Raw genomic sequence first — 16,481 nt, 5'->3', positions numbered from 1 at the left:
ATTTATTAATTAGTTGAATTAAACTTGTAAAATGGTGACCATACTCCTTTTCAGTCTACTCCATTTGGGAGAGTGAAACAATTGGTTATGAGCACCAATACCTTGGATATCATGTATACAGCCGGGATAGGTGCAGTGGTCTAATCGAATTGGGAGGCACCGAAGCGTGTTCAGAGAATGAGAAAACCAGAGGAATATTACGTAAAGAACGCTCATACAAATAGAAAGGCACATCCCTCACGTTTTTACACGTTAAAGAGATATGCCTAATATGAAATGAACATCTTTTTTTATTTCTTTTTAAACATGCAAACTAAGCTTTAGACAAAATACTAAGATTCTGGAAAGCGCTCATAATCTGATTGGCACCGTAACCCATAGCTTCATATAGAGGCATGGCTACTTTGTTGTGCTCATCACCCGCCACCCATACCTGGCTGACTTTACGCTGCTGGAACCTTTGTTCCATAGCCTCGACAAGTGTTTTGCCGACTCCACGGCGACGATAGTCTGGATGTACCGCAATACGGTAGATGCAACCCTGGTTTTGATCAATCGTACCAATCAAAGCGCCGACGAGGTCTCCCTCTTCTTCCGCAACCATGATCAGGTCAGAATCCCATGACAATTGACGGGCAAACGGGCCCATCGTGTTCTCATAACACTCTTCCGATAGTGCAACCTGGAGAAGCTCCGTCATCTGGCTTGCATCACTCAACTGAAAGGAACGAACGTGCATGTCTTAAATCTCCCTTTTCGTTAGCTTAGATGAGGTTTTTTACAAAAAGGAATTCCTTTTTACCAAAAACCCAATGTTCATATAATGACAAAAAACGAGAAAATACCGCTTCTTCGTCAATTAAACCATACTTTACTCCATAAAACACGCATTTTCTTTTGAAAGCGCTTAATTGTAACCGTTTACAATACGATCCTTCATATTTCTGCTTTTTTTTCTATTAAAATCACATAAATATATTCATAAAGGGTAAAATATGTTTGTTATCTCTGGCCCATCATTAGATCAACGCCTCGGGGGACTTAATAAACAAAAATGTTGCTTAATTAGCCCGAATGCGGTTTAATATTAGTGGCAAGGGTATTATTACATATGTACCTGATTAAAAAAAAACCTAAAATCTCAGGAGGTATTTCATTATGGCTTTTCAATTACCGGCACTTCCTTACGCTAACGACGCACTGGAACCACATATCGATGCACAAACGATGGAAATCCACCACGATCGCCATCACAATACTTATGTAACTAACTTGAACGCAGCTCTGGAAAGCGCTCCTGAACTGCAAGAAAAAAGCTTGGAAGATCTGATTGCTAACCTTGACAGCGTACCTGAAGGCATCCGCACAGCGGTTCGCAACAATGGTGGTGGACATGCTAACCACAGCTTGTTCTGGGAAATCATCGGACCTAACGGCGGCGGCGCTCCTACAGGCGATATCGCTGCAGCTATTGATAGCGAACTGGGTGGCTTTGATAAATTCAAAGAAGATTTCGCTAAAGCAGCTACAACTCGCTTCGGTTCCGGCTGGGCTTGGCTCGTAGTTGGCAAAGATGGCAAGTTGTCCATCACTAGCACACCTAACCAAGACAGCCCTCTCTTCGAAGGTCTGACTCCGGTTCTGGGTCTGGATGTATGGGAGCACGCTTACTACCTGAAATATCAAAACAAACGTCCTGATTACATCGGAGCTTTCTGGAATGTAATCAACTGGGATGAAGTGAACAAACGTTACGCTTCTGCAAAATAAGACTGTTTGCATGCAACAGTTAACATAAAAGAGAGCCTGATTCGGTCATCGTGACCGTGATCAGGCTCTCTTTTTGCTATCGCAATCGGTATAGTTATAAGTTAATGGATGTTTTTTCTAACAAATCAAGGACACGCTATTGCTTCATGTTTCATCGTATCGCGAACCTAATGAATCTCAGCGTAACTATTCCCCAAAAAAGGGCATTGATTCGCACTTTTAGGTTAATTTAGCTAAGATAATGTCACTCTGGTTCGTTAGAATTTATAATTGTGGTTTATCCACATGATAAGACCTCTGGAGTTCATTAGCTCCTCATTTAATCACTCACTTGACTATACGCACCGGCAAAATAACTGCTGATCAGCTTCAGAAATATATTCGGAAATGCCATCTTGTCCATATCTTCCGGACCGATCCAGCGGTAGGTCAAGCCATCGCCTTTCCCTGTCATTATCGGAGTGTTCAGCGCCAGGTCACTAACATTAGATGGGGACATCAACATCTCTCCATCGTTAAGCGATGTTGAGATGATGTTCTGCGCATCAGGCGTACCTGGCTGCGATGAATGTGTTGTCTCTGACTCAGGTGACGCAGCTGATGATGAGGCTGTGCCCTCCCTTGTTGCCGCCTGTGCGTCGTAGGCGGCTCTAGCTTCCGCCGCGATCAGCGGAAGCTCACTGCTCTGGTCCTGCTCGGTACACTTGTACACCTGCAGGCTCCAAACAATGTGGCTGAACACATGCTCCGCATGGGTAGCCAGCCCTTCCGGGCGGGCAGCGAAGCCTTCCGCCCACAGACTGCCGGCCAGCAATGCCATGGCCGGCTCATCCGCCAGCGGCGCCGCCTTCTTGCTGGCTGCGGCGGGCGCCGCGAGCACATGCGGCAGCTCCCACATCCGGGCAAGCAGGCCCGTGTCTGGGCGCTGGCGCACAAGCACTTGGCCGCGGTGATCCCCGCGGCCCTCCACAATCGCGACCAGCCGCTGCTCAGGGCGCGGCGGCTTCGCCTTGGTCTTGACCGGCAGCGTAAGCTCTCTTCCGGCGATGCGGCCGGAACATTGCTCCATGACCGGGCAAGTCAGGCAGTGCGGCGCTTTGGGCGTGCACACCAGCGCGCCAAGTTCCATCAGCGCCTGATTGAAATCACGCGCTCGCCCTTCCGGAATGAGCTCTCCTGCGAGCTCTTCCATCAACACCCGGGTGCTGCCCTTCATAATGTCCTCATCGATGAGGAAGTATCGGGACAGAACCCGCATGACATTGCCATCTACCGCAGGCTGCGGCTGGTTGAAGGCAATGCTGAGAATGGCCCCGGCCGTATAGGGGCCAACCCCTTTTAATGCGAAGACAGCCTGCTTGTCCTGAGGCATCTCGCCTCCGTGCAGCTCCATGACTTGTCTCGCGGCTGCCTGAAGATTACGTGCACGGGAGTAATAGCCAAGTCCCTCCCAATTTTTCAGGACATCCTCCTCCGGTGCTTCCGCAAGTGCCTGCACGGTCGGAAAATTCCCGATAAAACGATTGAAATACGGAATTACCGTATCTACCCGAGTCTGCTGAAGCATAATTTCCGATACCCATGTGAAATACGGATTGTTGTGGCGACGCCACGGTAAATCCCGTCGGTTGATCATATACCAATCCAGCAAGTTCACGCTAAAGTGTTGTTTCTGTTCCTGTAAACCCATAAGCCCTTCCTCTCCTATTGCCAAGCTAGCTACTTTTCCATCTGTTCTACGATTGCAAAGGCCGCTGCCAATTCCGTCTGATGCGTAATACTCAAATGAATGTCATATTGCTTATCGTATGGCAGCTGCAGACGCTCCCAGGCTTGACTGGACAGCGAGGCCACTGGACGTCCTGTCCCATCAGGAAGCACTTCAATGTCAGTAAAGCCCATGACGCCACCAATACCACAGCCAAATGCCTTGGACACCGCTTCTTTGGCTGCAAATCGGCCGGATACAAACTCCGTCATCCGCTTTCCTCGACGAACCGCGATCTCCCGCTCTGCTGGTGTTAAAATTCGTTTCAGAAAAGCTTCCGCATGGCGACCGGACAGCAATTTCCGCATACGTCCAATCTCCAGCACATCATTACCAATGCCATATATCATCAACGTTCACCCGCTTAATCTTCTATACTGTAAGAGGTTGTTCAGAAGTTTCATCATCTTCTCGGTACTGATAACTACTCTTTTGAACATGCATTGTATAAGATCTCCATTTAATCACATGATCCGTAACTCTCCGAACACGTATTCTATTGTAGCAGGAGGGGCGCCCAGAAGCGAGTACCTATCCGCATTACCATATATGCTAAAATATGAATCAGGAATCGTCTGAAATTCTTAGGAGGTCTGAACAATGCCCATCACTTTTGAATTGCCCACTGACGTAGATGCTATCATTCGCGGGGACTTTTTCCCTGCACAACAACCCGCTCAAGGCGTCATCATTCTGTCTCACGGATACAAAGGCTTCAAAGACTGGGGCATGTTCCCTTACGCAGCTGCACAGCTAAGCCAGACGCATCATGTGCTAACCTTTAATTTCTCTCACAACGGTATCGGCGAATATCTGGAGCAATTCTCTGAACTTGAAAAGTTCGCAGTGAATACGTACAGCCGGGAGCTTGCCGATCTGGCCTTAATACTGGAGCATGTGGCTACACAACCTGAACTCACCGGACTTCCTGTGTACCTGGTTGGCCATAGTCGCGGTGCAGGCGTAAGTCTCGTCTATGCATTGGATCATCCCGATCAAGTAGCAGGTGTAATCTCCTGGAATGGCGTAACCAATCTGGATCTCTTCACAGCGGAGCAAAAAGAAGAAATGCGTACACATGGCCGCAGCCATGTCGTTAACGGACGTACAGGTCAGCAGATGCCACTGGACGTGTCTATACTGGAAGACCTGGACAAACATCACGAACGTTACGCTATCATTGACCGCTTGGGTGCTTCAAATTTGCGAGTCGCACTCATTCAGGGAACAGAAGATCCGCAGCGTCTGCGGGACGGTTCTGCTGCACTTGTTCAAGCCCGCCCTGATATCCCATGGCACCAGATTAATGAGGGAAACCACACTTTTAATACCGTACATCCATTTAAAGAAACCACTCCGCAACTGGAGCAAGCCATCACCCAGACCCTGCAACAGATCAAAGACTGGAGTAGCTGAACGTGTTCTCATTCCACATAACAAAAAGAGTCGCTGCTCAGGCAGTGACTCTTTTTGCATTCCCTAATATAACGATCATGCTCATCCACCCGTATTAGATACCAGGAATGGCATTGCGTTTGTGATGTGTCCGCGTATAGAACGCTTCAAGGCGCTCTTGTGCAGCCGGATCGATCTGTTTGCCTTCGAGATAGTCGCTGTTCGCTTCATACGAAATTCCCAGCTCATCTTCGTCCGTCTGACCTTCCCATAGCCCTGCAGAGGGTGCCTTGTCCAAAATAGCCTGTGGCACATTCAGATATGCTGCCAGCTGGCGTACCTGACGTTTATTCAGCGTGCTTAGTGGTGTGATATCCACAGCACCATCGCCCCATTTGGTATAGAATCCCGTGATGGCTTCGGACGCATGATCCGTACCTACAACGAGCAGGTTTTCTTCAAACGAAAGCGCATATTGCATAACCATACGAGTTCTCGCTTTAACGTTACCTTTGCCTTGGTGAGTCATATGGCGTGGGCTACCCAAGGATTTGAATCCTTGCTCCACTTCCAGTGCAATCTCGTTCACCGCATCTTCAATATTCGTTTCCACAACATGTTTCAGATCATATGCTTTTGCTACAGCATAGCTGTGGTCGATATCGGATTGTTCACCATACGGTTGAAATACACCCAGCGTTTTGTACTCTTGTTTATTCTCTTCCGTAAGCTCGTCCGTCGCTTTTTTACAAAGCGCCGTTGCCACTGCACTGTCAATACCGCCGCTGATCGCAATCAGCAGGCCCTTGGCACCCGCATTTTTAACATACGTCTTCAGAAAATCAACACGCTTGCGTACTTCCTCTTCTTCATTAATGCTTGGTTTAACCTTCAATTCAGCGATGATCTGTTGTTGCAAACTCATCGTTCACACACCCCGTTTCTAAATTAATGAAATTTGATGTCCATCTTGAAAGGTCCGAATGGTTCAATAACCTTATCTATCCAAAATGAAACGCCCCGGCATCGGTGATCCGAAGGGCGGGGCGTTCTATGGAGCGAATTAACGGCAATAACGTTCAAATGCACTTGTCAGATCAGCCGCAATTTCCTCTGCAGAACGGTCTTCCACTTGATGACGCTCGATAAAGTGAACGAGTTCTCCGTCTTTCATCAGGGCAATGGACGGTGAAGATGGAGGATACGGTGCAAAGAATTCACGTGCTTTTGCAGTTGCTTCCTTGTCCTGACCAGCAAATACAGTGTACAGGTGATCTGGTGTAATATCGTGCTGAAGTGCTTGGGACACACCTGGGCGACATTGACCTGCGGCACATCCGCAGACAGAGTTAATGACAATCAATGCTGTTCCTTTTGCATCTGGAATACTTGCTTCCACTTCTTCAGGAGTACGCAACTCCTGGATTCCTAGACGAGTTAACTCATCCCGCATGGGTTGAACCATATCTTTCATGTATTGATCAAATGACATTGACATTCGGTTTCACTCCTTATAAATGGTTGTTCTATGATCTCGATCGAATTAAAGACGAATAACTTTCGAAAACAACGTTACATTCATATCGAACATTATGGATGTAATGATGTGCTATTCCTATTATACATCCATAAGCAATGAAAGCAAGATTCAGAAACCGCCTGCGGAAAGGCTTCTTCAATAATATTATGTCTCAATGTCTGGCAAAATATGCTGAATGACTAACGTTCAAATGCCACTTTGAAGGTGGTACCCTGGCCTTCCTCCGATTCCACAGTAATGGTTCCATTATGTCGTTCCACAATACTCAGGCACATCGACAATCCAAGTCCGGTTCCCTTGGCTTTTGTCGTGTAAAAAGGTTCAAACAGCTTCTCCTTCTTCACCCGGGGTATACCAGGTCCTGTGTCACGTACACACAGTTCCACCTTATCATCCACGATCCGCGTCTCCAGCGTAAGCACGCCCTTCTCATTCATGGCTTCCATCCCGTTACGGGCCAGGTTCAACACTACCTGTTTGATTTCCTTTGAATTGAGATGCAACTTCGGCACATTATGGGCCAACATGAGTTCAATACTCTGACCACGCAGGTTCGCATCCGCCCATAACAATGGACTGAGTTCATGTATGATATCGTGCAGCTGGGATTCCTCTTTCTCGGCAATACGATTCTGAGCCAGAGACAAGAAATCATTAATGATACTGTTGGCCCGGTCCAGCTCTTCCAGAACGATCCGGTAATAGTGATCCAGGGAATCCGGACTTTTTTCCTGCATGAGTTGAAGAAAGCCCCGCACAACCGCCATGGGATTACGCACCTCATGCGTAATGCTTGCAGCCATCTGCCCCACCAGACTGAGACGATCCACATTATCCAGTTCACTTCGCAACATCTCAAGCTCCGTGATATCCTGAATGATCAGCATGGCTCCTGTAACTTCTCTCGCAGTCTCTGTTGTAAAGGCATAGATCGGAACGGTTCGGGATTGAAAGACGTGCGCACCGTAACGAACGGTTAATCCACTAATCTCACCATGAACGACGGCTCTGCGAATGCTTTTATCCATCTTGTCCGCCTGACCTTGTTCAACAAATTGACTGGCAGGCTGTCCAATGAGATCAGGGGTGGACGTACAAGGAAGCTGCTCTCTTGCGGTTTGCTCCATCATCTCATTAACAAACATCACTGTGCCTTGTTTATCTACGGTGGCAATGGAGAGCGGCACTGCGTTCAGAATCTGATGAAGTTTCTCCGTTTCGGTTATGTATCGGTGGTGGACTTCCGAGAGATGCTGCTCCAGCCCGCGATAGTGCTTCATCCGTTCCAGCCATAGCAGACTCAGACTGCCCGCAACAATGGCTCCAGCGGTATATCCAAGTGCTGTAAGTATCAGGTAGGTCGCAGAGTACGTGGATTCATTCTGGAGGGATGCGATCCACAACAGACTCGTTACAACCAGTTCCATTGTAATTAGGATAAAGAGGATCGTCATTTTGCGCGAAGGTGTATTATGCTTGAATCGTTTGGCAGACAACCATACAATAGGATAGAGAAGAATGCCCGTATGAAGGAGAAATCCGTACAGATCATAGGGATGCGCAAACAGAAAATAGAAGAGAATATGTAGAATGGACAGCGTTACGCCTATAGCGGATTTACAATACAGAATAACAAGTATCACAGGTACAATACTTAATGATATGGGTACGGCTACCGGGCTTGCATAGAGTGAAAATAGCAGACACAATAGCATGCTCAGGGCACTTGTCACAGCAAAACTGGTATGAACGGTTCCGGCATGATCCATTCTGGCAATAGCCCGCTTGGAGAGTACCAGACGGAATAAGGGAATCAGAAATACCGCCGACCCTGCCAGCAGTACTTGTAAAAGCATGTCCTTTAACGCAACCACAATGCCATCTCCTCCTCTGCCTGCACATTCCCTCATGTATTTCTGATTAAAACATAGGCGACAGTATATTACAATATATCCCTTAGGACTCCACAATAGAACTACCCATAACTCCATTATATTTCAGAAAAAGCCAGGAGTAGACACAGTTTACGTAAAACAGACAAAATCAATGAAAAAAGAGGGTAATAACATATGTATGATGTCATTGTAATTGGTGGTGGATCCGCGGGCCTGATGGCTTGCGTTGCAGCTGCCGAGCATGGAGCGTCCGTGCTTCTGCTGGATAAAGGAGATCAACTGGGTCGTAAACTCGGCATCTCTGGCGGAGGTCGATGCAATGTAACCAATGCCAAGGAAACGGATGAACTCATCCGACATATTCCGGGTAATGGACGCTTTTTATATAGTTCGTTTCAGAATCTGGACAACCAGGGAATCATGCGTTTCTTCGAGAATCTCGGAATCGCCCTGAAAGAAGAAGACAACGGCAGAATGTTTCCTGTAACCGATAAAGCAAAAACAGTTGTGGATGCGCTGGTAGGCAAAATTGTCTCCCTCGGCGTTGAGATTCGTACCAAAGAACCGGTTAAGGAACTCATTCAGAACGGTCAGCAAGTGCAGGGTGTTAAATTGATTTCAGGTAAAACCATTCTTGGACGCTCCGTCATTATCGCTACTGGTGGCAAATCCGTACCCCAAACCGGATCAACCGGAGATGGTTACCCCTGGGCTGAGGCTGCGGGTCACACGATTACGGAGTTATATCCAACCGAAGTGCCTATTGTGTCTGGGGAGAGTTGGATTCAATCCAAAGAACTGCAAGGTTTGTCATTGAGAGATATCGGTTTATCTGTATTGGACGCCAAAGGAAAAACCGTCATCTCCCATCGCGGGGATATGATCTTCACGCATTTTGGAGTGTCTGGACCGGTTGCACTGCGTTGTAGCCAATTTATTCGCAAAGTTCAGATGAAGTCTGGAAACCCACAGGTCATCATGAGCATTGATCTGTTCCCAGAGCTGTCCGCAGGTGCACTAGAAACACAGGTTCAACAGGTATTGGAACAAGAGTCCCGCAAGGCTGTCAAAAACATACTGAAAACATGGGTTCCAGAGCGCATGATTCCATTAATGATGAAACGGGCAGAGATCAGCGATGACCTCACGTTCCACCATTTCCCCAAAGGGATGTTAAGCAACTTGTGTGGGTTAATGAAAGCTTTTACCTTCCGTGCAGACGGAACGAGATCGCTCAAAGAAGCCTTCGTCACTGGGGGAGGAATTCACTTAAAGGAAATATACCCAAAAACAATGGAATCCAAGCTGCTGCCTGGACTATTCTTTTGCGGTGAAGTGTTGGATATTCACGGCTACACCGGCGGATATAATATCACCGCTGCATTCTCCACGGGATATACGGCTGGCATGCATGCGGCAGAGTATAAACACGCTACATTATAGTAGAGGTTGTTCAATAATAGGTATTACACACTTTAAGCGCATGATAAATTGCTTCAGATATCAAAAACCCCGATATCCACTGTCTGTGGAGTATCGGGGTTTTTGGGCATTATGCCATTTTAGAAAGACGGAACGAACCACTCTTAGCCTTTGATTTTATCCCTTCTATGCCTTGACACTGCCTGAGAATCCATCAGCCGAATCATCGTAAGTTGGGTCCTCGCTATAGTTATGTCTGCCTTGCTCCGTCTGGCTTCCCTGATTTCCGCTCGCATACCCCTCATTCCAGTCCTCATTCACGAGATGAGCCGGAATCGATATGTTCTGAAACTGATCCAGTTCTTCCGTCTGCGAGGCAAATACGGCACTTCCCCCATGAGATTGTACAATCTCTACAGCAGACTGAGGATCTTGGCGATCTGTGGGGATATACAATTCCAGCGGGCCAGACTGATATGGCTTATATCCCAATTCCTCCAAGGTTGCCTTGGCGGCATTCAACGCTGAACCATCTGAGAAATGCACCTGTAGTTCGCTATTATCCATCATCATCAGCTCTTCCTCCTTGCTATAGCAAATCTCTCATCATCGATAGATGAGATTCTTCTTCTATAGCATGGTCAGTTATAGCGCGTGATATGCTCTAACCTGGAAGGAATTCTTTTAAGCTCGGGTCAGCCGAACCCATCCGGCAATAGATAACACACAGAGTCCAAAGGCCACCGCACCTGCAGCTGTCAGAATACCTACGATCCAACCGAGCCAGGCCAATCCCAGCGTGAATCCCATAAGAATACCAATCGGGACGAACAACATCCGAACCATCATAGAACCTGCACGATGCAGCGCCTCCGAGTCATACGTTATAAGCTGAACATAGTCCGACGTTGCAAAAACATCCCAGGAACGATAAAACATCACCGTCAACATGATGATTAATAACGCACACACGATGACATTGACCGGAAAAGGGGGTAATGCAACTGCTGCGATGGATAGTCCTCCAAGCTGCAAATATAATTTCATCGTGGCCGAATTCCGAAAAAATGCCTTTAATGCAATCTCTGCTGTCCGATTCGCGATGGAACGATTGCGTAACAGTTTACGTGGTTTGCGGAAGATCATGGACCGTGTTCGCGGGGCTTTTGGCTTGCTCACCGCCCGGCTTAACATTAGAGCTGTAAGCTGCAACCTGCTCCGCAGATCCTCTCGGACATCCCCTTCAAACGTTCCCTTCATTAACAGCCGCATCTGTCCAACGGTAATCAGAAGAAGCATGATAAACACGATGCCAAAGATAATTTTCCACGTCTGTCCATGCATCCATGATGTCGCACGGATGGTCACATAACCTATGCCAATCACGAGAGGGATCATCTGAATCCAGCGTCGCCATCCCGTATGTCGAACCTTCGTTATATGTAGTGTTATAGCTTGGAATGAAGCTACTGCACCGAACCAGACAGCCATAAGTGCAATCTGGAGATTAGACATCTCATAGACACGGGACCACAGAGGGGCAGTCAGTGCTGTAACCAAGATCATTTTGCCCAGATGTTGCAGACAGGACCGGTAGAGCCCCTGCCTCATTAAGGTGCGCATCCACAACGGCCTTGATTTCAGAAACAATACATCCGCTTCCTCCACAAATATCAGCACACCCCCGGTAAGCATAACCACGTAAATCAACCCGGTCAGTACGGGAAGCGGTAATCCTGTCGCCCAAGCAGGCAGCGTTTTGGTCCACAGACTCGTGTACCATCCAATCAGATAGAGCAGACCCGGAACAAGCAGGTATACCCATACCGTCCAATCCACGACCAGTCTGAGATTTTTCATCTGCTCCCTGAAATGCTCTTTGCGTCTTCGCCTGTATAAACGAAGCGGTGTATAACGCCGGGAAGTTTCCATCCTCTCTCACCCTCTCTCTATCTAAGACGTCAGTATATCAAAACAGTCAAACAAAGAGGCTCCCGGCAATCCTGCCGCTTCACGGATCTCATCCAGTGTGCCCTCAGCAGCAGATCTGCCCGAAGCAATCAGAATAAATCGGTCGCAGATTCGTTCAGCGGTATCCAGTACATGCGTAGACATGAGCACACCCGCACCGCGGCGGCGTTCATCATCAAGTAATTTCAGAAAATCCTTGGTTGCACGGGGGTCCAGCCCGATGAACGGCTCGTCCACGATATAGATATCCGGCGAAGACAGAAACCCGATCATCAGCATCATTTTCTGCCGCATCCCCTTCGAAAAACTGGCTGGAAGATCATTCCGAACGTGGTCCATGCCGAAGCGAACCAACAGCTCCTCCGCTCTGGCGACAAAGACCTCTTCCTCCATTTCATACGCCGCTGCGGCCAGATCAAGATGTTCCCATAGGGTCATATATTCGTAAAAAACCGGTTGCTCCGGGATATAGGCATAGCGACCATCTCCGCCAATCGTCACTTCATAGTTCGCATGTTCCAGCAGACCAAGCAGTGTTTTGATCGTGGTACTTTTGCCCGCACCATTCGGTCCGATAATACCTACGAGTTCTCCTCGCGCCACATTCATTCGAATATTGCGTATGGTCGATTGTCCTGGCTCATATCCTGCCTTTGTAATATGTACGTCCAATATGGACTCCTGTATGGCTGTACCTTCATTCTCGATCTTCATATCGAACACTCCTGTTCTGATTCGGGGCTTGAACTAAAGACTATTCACACTTGCCACTCCGATGACAGAACAACCTTCCGATCGCTGTTATCCCCCAATTTTTTTGAATCAATTATCACAAAGGTGGAAATCGGGGGATAAAGGCGAAGCATATGCTTCCGAAGTAGCTTTCTTGCAGAAAGCTTTTAGCTCCGCTTCTTCTGGTTCTTGCTGCCCTCTACGTTCTCGTGTAAATGTATAGGCCTGCGTGTATGATTATTTTTAGCGTTGTTACTTTCACAAAAAATAAAGCAATAAATCATATTAATGCATGACTTATTGCTTACTATTATATTTCATTTTCAGTAACACAGTATGTACGAATAATCGAGACTAGTTCTTCAAATGTGTACTTGTGGTTCACCATATCAACAGTAAATTCCTCAGCAAAAGTTTGTTCCATTTTCAGATACACATTATTATAACGCAGAAATATTACCAATGCGGTAAAAGCAGTTCTTTTATTAGCATTATGAAAAGGATGATTTTGGCCCAAAGATTGAAAAATTGCAGCAGATTTTTCATATATAGATGGGTATGCTTCGTTACCAAAAGCTGATGATTGTGCTCTTACAACAGCAGATTCAAGCAGACCAGAATCTTTTACTCCAATCTGCTCTCCAGGACTGTAACGCTTAATCATAGCGACGTTGATCGCGATAACCTCTTGAATACTTAAATACCGGGTCATGCTCATCTATCTTTGAGACCTTTCAAGGTTTGATCATATTCACCCATCACATCAGCCAATGTATCCATAAAATCACTACTAATTCCTTTAGGCAAATTAACTTTTGTAGACTTCTTAATAATAATCTCCCCGTTAGACTGATTTACCTCGATTTGAACCATATCGCCTTGCTCAAGACCAATTTGTTTAAAAGCATCTGTCATTGTCAATCCAAGACTATTGCCGAATTTCGTGACTTTTCGTTCCATCTCACTCACCCTATTCATTCATGGCTCCCCCTAGTTATACTATTCAACTGTTATAACAATTATACTAAAAATGCAGTCTATTTGTATATTATTTTGAATTTCGGAACAAAAAAGAAGCAGGGGTTCCGGAGCCCCTGCTTCTTCATATTACAGTGAAAATCTCACTTTACCGATTTGTCTCCACCACAGATGTAGTTTCACTCTCTGCATCCGCATCCACGTTCAGACCCAGATCCAAGCTTCCACGACTTTCGTTCGTGAAGTTACTGCTTGCGTTACGCTCACGGTCGTTCACGCTGTTATTGCGTTCAGATTGAGCCATCGTTGCACTCTCACCTTCTGCTTTTGCGTTCAGACCCAGATCCAGTGCTCTACGGCTTTCGCTCGCATAGTTGCTGTTCACGTTACGCTCGCTGTCTTTCACACTGTTACTGCGTTCGGATTGAGCCATCGTTGCACTCTCACCTTCTGCTTTTGCGTTCAGACCCATATCCAGTGCTCCACGGCTTTCGCTCGCGAAGTTACTGCTCACGTTACGCTCGCTGTCTTTCACGCTGTTATTGCGTTCAGTTTGAGCCATTGTTGCACTCTCACCTTCCGCTTTTGCGTTCAGACCCAGATCCAGTGCTCCACGGCTTTCGCTCGCATAGCTGCTGTTCACGTTACGCTCGCTGTCTTTCACGCTGTTACTGCGTTCGGATTGAGCCATCGTTGCACTCTCACCTTCTACTTTTGCGTTCAGACCCAGATCCAGTGCTCCACGGCTTTCGCTCGCGAAGTTACTGTTCACGTTACGCTCACGATCATTCACGCTGTTCTTGCGTTCAGTTTGAGCCATTGTTGCACTCTCACCTTCCGCTTTTGCGTTCAGACCCAGATCCAAGCTTCCACGACTTTCATTCGCGTAGCTTCTGCTCACGTTATGCTCACGGTCGTTCACGCTATTGTTGCGTTCAGTTTGAGCCATTGTTGCACTCTCACCTTCCGCTTTTGCGTTCAGACCCAGATCCAAGCTTCCACGACTTTCATTCGCGTAGCTGCTGCTCACGTTATGCTCACGGTCGTTCACGCTATTGTTGCGTTCAGTTTGAGTCATTGTTGCACTCTCACCTTCCGCATTCACGTTCAGACCCAGATCCAGCGCACCACGGCTTTCGCTCGTATAGCTGCTGTTTACGTTCCGATCATCGCCGCCTCGTGAATAATCGCTCATCGTTGTACCTTCTCCCGACACATTGGCATTCAAGCCAAGGCCCAGCTTGCCAGAACTGCTACGCTGAGCAGTGTGGTCAGAAGAACGATCATTGTATCGGTTCGTGCTCTCTGAGGATAAGCCGGCATTGAGTCCAAGATCCAAATTCAATGCTCCGCTTGCACTGGAGGAACCTCCGTAACTTCCATTGTTACCGTAACCTGTGTCACGGTGTCCTGACAGAAGAGATCCCAACTCCAGACGCAAACCTGCATTCAGATCCAGATTGCCACTGCTGTTATTGCTATAGCTATCCGCGTAGGTTGCCTGCGAAGCTCCCAGCAATCCAGCCACCAACGTACCCGACAATACCGACAATTTTACCCAACGATTCACTTTTTTCATGATTATATACACTCCTTCTCAATTTTGGTTGAATTAACGCCAATGTTGTCTATGAGAAAGAGGTATATTGCGGCGGCCGTCCCGGTGGTGCCTGTGACCATTGACTGAACCCATCGAGTCGTTCCATTTGAAAAGCATAACCGTAATCTGGCGTAGCCAGACCCACTGTTGCTCCCGGAAGTGCAGCGGCTGGAGCGGTTGCTCCACCTCCAGTTACACCGGACGAACCGGAGCTTGTCCCTGCGGAAGCATTCGCTGCTCCGGGAGATGTTGCCGCAACAGACCAACTTGTTGGTCGTTCTGTGCGAGGCTGCAATGGAGATGCTGCATTATCATCATCTTGTTTCAGATTGGCTTCCCGGTTACTCCGCACTTGTTCGGTGACAGATGTTTTAGCAGAGTTCTGATCCACGAGGAATAACTCGTTATCAGGCAAATCTGCATTGACATCGGAATCCTGCGTCAGATCGGTTCCGTCAACAGGCAGTGCCTGTGGGACAACAGGTTGTTCTGGACGTACTCCTGGTTCCGGGGTGACCTCAATCACGTTGCCCGTAACCTGAACTGCGTCCTGCCCTTCCACGTTGTTCTGTGATGAAACAGGATCTGCGAGTGCACTCGTATTGGAAGTTTTAACATTCGGTGTTTTGACGACCGGCTGTTGTTCCGGAGTGACTACAGGCCGTTCCGGCTTCACACTTGGAATCTCCACCTTCTCCTGATCAGGATTGAGTTCAGCGGATACGTCTACAACAGGAACTTCTGCTTTCACAGAAGGTAGCTGGACATTTCCCTTACTCAGATCCACTCGGGATGAAGAGATATTGACCGAAGTAACCTCGGGTACATCCACCTTCACGGAAGGTAATTCAACCTTGCCCTGCCGAAGGTTAGTTTTCACAGCAGACGTCTCTGCCTTGATTACCTCGGGTACCTCTGCGGTAACCCCGGGCAAGGAAGCTCTACCTTCGTTCAGGTTCACCTGACTGCTTGATACATCGGCTTTGATCACCGGCGTATCCGCCTGTACAGACGGCAGTTCAACGGTTCCCTTCTTCGCATCAATACCTATCTCTGATGTTCCAGCCGATCCAAGCGGTGTATCTACTTTCAGCTCAGAGACACTTAGCTTACCTGTGGATTCATTCGCTTTGATCGACGGAACTTCAACATCCAGTAATGGTGTGGATACCGATACCGACGGAGTCAGGTTAAACCCGCCATCCGAATCGCGTGAGAACAAGTTTAGCGACAATCCGCTGGACGGCTTTTCAGAAGATATCTGAGCATCACCCGCGTATACATGTGACGATCCAAACCCCAACATCAAAGTCCCGGCAAGTATTGCCAGTGGTATGCTTCCAAGACGTACTATGGATTTTGGTAACTTTACATTCAAGTTGCTTCACCCCCTTTCCGCTACTGCGTTGG

16 protein-coding genes are annotated in these 16,481 nt (G+C 47.6%); 3 read left to right on the top strand and 13 right to left on the bottom strand.

Annotated elements, in window-relative coordinates:
• Positions 1-313 precede the first annotated feature (313 nt).
• Positions 314-739 (bottom strand): GNAT family N-acetyltransferase, encoded by a 426-nt coding sequence (locus AB4111_RS29275; protein ID WP_278297013.1) that lies wholly within the window; start codon positions 737-739, stop codon positions 314-316.
• Between the two features lie 419 nt (positions 740-1,158).
• Between AB4111_RS29275 and AB4111_RS29270 the strand changes: the two genes are divergently transcribed.
• The gene (locus AB4111_RS29270; protein WP_150364015.1) at positions 1,159-1,770 is read left to right on the top strand and encodes a superoxide dismutase; all 612 of its coding nucleotides are present in this window, start codon (positions 1,159-1,161) and stop codon (positions 1,768-1,770) included.
• A gap of 319 nt (positions 1,771-2,089) precedes the next feature.
• On the opposite strand, the gene mutY is transcribed toward AB4111_RS29270, so the two are convergent.
• A complete protein-coding gene (mutY, locus tag AB4111_RS29265) occupies positions 2,090-3,460 on the bottom strand; it encodes an A/G-specific adenine glycosylase (protein ID WP_442034776.1) in 1,371 nt (456 codons plus the stop codon).
• 29 nt (positions 3,461-3,489) lie between these two features.
• Positions 3,490-3,888 carry a holo-ACP synthase gene (gene acpS, locus AB4111_RS29260; protein WP_076216711.1) on the bottom strand — a complete coding sequence of 133 codons (399 nt, stop codon included), beginning with the start codon at positions 3,886-3,888 and terminating at the stop codon, positions 3,490-3,492.
• 250 nt (positions 3,889-4,138) lie between these two features.
• On the opposite strand from acpS, the gene AB4111_RS29255 reads away from it, so the two are divergent.
• Positions 4,139-4,954 (top strand): alpha/beta hydrolase family protein, encoded by an 816-nt coding sequence (locus AB4111_RS29255; protein ID WP_442034774.1) that lies wholly within the window; start codon positions 4,139-4,141, stop codon positions 4,952-4,954.
• 94 nt (positions 4,955-5,048) lie between these two features.
• Here the strand turns inward: AB4111_RS29255 and nadE are convergent, their stop codons facing one another.
• The 3 genes from nadE to AB4111_RS29240 form a co-directional block, all read right to left on the bottom strand.
• Positions 5,049-5,858, bottom strand: coding sequence for an ammonia-dependent NAD(+) synthetase (gene nadE / locus AB4111_RS29250; RefSeq protein ID WP_253429852.1), 810 nt, complete (start codon positions 5,856-5,858; stop codon positions 5,049-5,051).
• Between the two features lie 138 nt (positions 5,859-5,996).
• Entirely contained in the window at positions 5,997-6,431 is a 435-nt protein-coding gene (locus AB4111_RS29245) for a BrxA/BrxB family bacilliredoxin (RefSeq protein WP_253429849.1), read from the bottom strand.
• A gap of 221 nt (positions 6,432-6,652) precedes the next feature.
• Positions 6,653-8,347: a two-component system sensor histidine kinase NtrB gene (locus AB4111_RS29240; RefSeq protein WP_442034771.1), complete on the bottom strand. Its 1,695-nt coding sequence runs from the start codon at positions 8,345-8,347 to the stop codon at positions 6,653-6,655.
• Between the two features lie 195 nt (positions 8,348-8,542).
• Between AB4111_RS29240 and AB4111_RS29235 the strand changes: the two genes are divergently transcribed.
• Positions 8,543-9,811 carry an NAD(P)/FAD-dependent oxidoreductase gene (locus AB4111_RS29235; RefSeq protein WP_442034769.1) on the top strand — a complete coding sequence of 423 codons (1,269 nt, stop codon included), beginning with the start codon at positions 8,543-8,545 and terminating at the stop codon, positions 9,809-9,811.
• Positions 9,812-9,976: 165 nt separating this feature from the next.
• On the opposite strand, the gene AB4111_RS29230 is transcribed toward AB4111_RS29235, so the two are convergent.
• The 7 genes from AB4111_RS29230 to AB4111_RS29200 all read right to left on the bottom strand — a co-directional run bounded on the left by AB4111_RS29230 (position 9,977) and on the right by AB4111_RS29200 (position 16,449).
• Positions 9,977-10,363 (bottom strand): hypothetical protein, encoded by a 387-nt coding sequence (locus tag AB4111_RS29230; protein ID WP_339239403.1) that lies wholly within the window; start codon positions 10,361-10,363, stop codon positions 9,977-9,979.
• A 111-nt stretch (positions 10,364-10,474) separates the two neighbouring features.
• Entirely contained in the window at positions 10,475-11,722 is a 1,248-nt protein-coding gene (locus AB4111_RS29225) for an ABC transporter permease (RefSeq protein WP_442034767.1), read from the bottom strand.
• A 21-nt stretch (positions 11,723-11,743) separates the two neighbouring features.
• A complete protein-coding gene (locus tag AB4111_RS29220) occupies positions 11,744-12,475 on the bottom strand; it encodes an ABC transporter ATP-binding protein (protein WP_442034765.1) in 732 nt (243 codons plus the stop codon).
• Positions 12,476-12,803: 328 nt separating this feature from the next.
• Positions 12,804-13,211 (bottom strand): type II toxin-antitoxin system death-on-curing family toxin, encoded by a 408-nt coding sequence (locus AB4111_RS29215; protein WP_442034763.1) that lies wholly within the window; start codon positions 13,209-13,211, stop codon positions 12,804-12,806.
• Entirely contained in the window at positions 13,208-13,471 is a 264-nt protein-coding gene (locus tag AB4111_RS29210) for an AbrB/MazE/SpoVT family DNA-binding domain-containing protein (RefSeq protein WP_442034761.1), read from the bottom strand. Before AB4111_RS29210 ends, AB4111_RS29215 begins: the two co-directional genes overlap by 4 nt.
• A 148-nt stretch (positions 13,472-13,619) precedes the next feature.
• Positions 13,620-15,050 (bottom strand): hypothetical protein, encoded by a 1,431-nt coding sequence (locus tag AB4111_RS29205; protein ID WP_442034759.1) that lies wholly within the window; start codon positions 15,048-15,050, stop codon positions 13,620-13,622.
• A gap of 49 nt (positions 15,051-15,099) precedes the next feature.
• A complete protein-coding gene (locus tag AB4111_RS29200) occupies positions 15,100-16,449 on the bottom strand; it encodes a hypothetical protein (protein WP_442034757.1) in 1,350 nt (449 codons plus the stop codon).
• Positions 16,450-16,481 lie beyond the last annotated feature (32 nt).

The organism is Paenibacillus sp. 2KB_22, from assembly GCF_052115745.1.
Classification (GTDB): domain Bacteria; phylum Bacillota; class Bacilli; order Paenibacillales; family Paenibacillaceae; genus Paenibacillus.
Note: the sequence above shows the minus strand (reverse complement) of the source record. Positions and strands in the feature narration are given on the sequence as shown.